This window comes from Bradyrhizobium sp. 31Argb (assembly GCF_043638955.1).
Classification (GTDB): Bacteria; Pseudomonadota; Alphaproteobacteria; order Rhizobiales; family Xanthobacteraceae; genus Bradyrhizobium.
In genome coordinates, this window is record NZ_JBEGDB010000611.1 from 1 (window position 1) to 1,187 (window position 1,187).

General features: G+C 58.2%; 1 protein-coding gene. It reads right to left on the reverse strand.

All coding sequences use genetic code 11. The features are described 5' to 3' along the window. Positions 1 to 223: 223 nt before the first annotated feature. Complete coding sequence (locus AAFX91_RS41820; protein ID WP_130578469.1) at positions 224 to 874, reverse strand: response regulator transcription factor; 651 nt, start codon at positions 872 to 874, stop codon at positions 224 to 226. Between the last annotated feature and the right edge of the window lie 313 nt (positions 875 to 1,187).

Genomic DNA, 1,187 nt, shown 5'->3' on the forward strand with positions numbered 1-1,187 from the left:
CCTGCCACCCGAAAACTTGCCGATCCTCGAATGGCTCGGTATCAAAACGTCAAAATCACTGTGATGAACCACTAGATGTTGTCTGGGACACGATCTGCGCGCAAACCCTCCCCGTTTGTCGCGCGGAAAAGCCGGTACCCGCTTCCCCGGATCGTGCACTGGTAATGGTAAAATGCGCTCTATCGATACAGCGGGGAATCATACTTAGGTTTCTCGCCCACACCTATCGGCGACGAATCCCGATCATTTCGGCCATCCTGACCAGATCGGCCAGCGATTTTGCGCCCATCTTCTTCATGACGCGGCCACGATGGATTTTGACGGTGATCTCGGCAACACCGATCTGCGCCGCAATCTGCTTGTTCATGAGGCCCGCAGCCACCAAAGCGAGCACTTCGCGTTCACGTTCGGTCAAGGTCTCGAAATGTTCTCGCAGGCCCGTAACGGCTTTCTCCGCCTCGCGCCTTTCGCGATCGCGCTTGATCGCCGTCATCACGGAATCGAGCATATCCTGATCGCGGAACGGCTTGGTCAGGAAGTCGACTGCCCCGCCCTTCATGGCCCGGACGCTCATCGGAATGTCGCCGTGACCGGTCATGAAGATGATGGGAATGTGGACGTCCGCCCTGGCCAATTCGAGCTGGAGATCGAGCCCGCTCAACCCCGGCAGCCGGATGTCCAGCACCAGGCAACTCGCGACATCAGGCAGCTTGCTGTGCAGCAGTTCCGCAGCGGAGCCGAACTCCTGCACCTGTAGGCCCACCGATTGGAACAAGTTGGCAAGCGCCCGTCGTACGCTCTCGTCATCGTCGACGACGAAGACGACTGACTCCTGGCCGTTCGTCAGATCGTAAGGCGACGCAAACGGCTTCATGCGCTATCTCCGCATGCAATGGCCGTATGAAAACTCCACCGGACGGCAGCAGACGGATGTTTCGGATTCAAAACTGATTTTCCGGGTATCGCTGGCCCCTGACGTTAGAACACATCAGGGGAACCTCCGCAATTCTACGGGGATGCCGGGAACAGGACGCAACCATGCCCCGGCGGCGCTGCTGCCATGCCTGCGACAAAATAGCCGATCGGGATCGAAGGGCCAACTGCGGAAGAGGCTAGGGTCTGTTGGGATTCATCGGGAGTTTATCACGGCAGCGGTCAGATGGATCATGGCTGCGAAGCTTTGATCT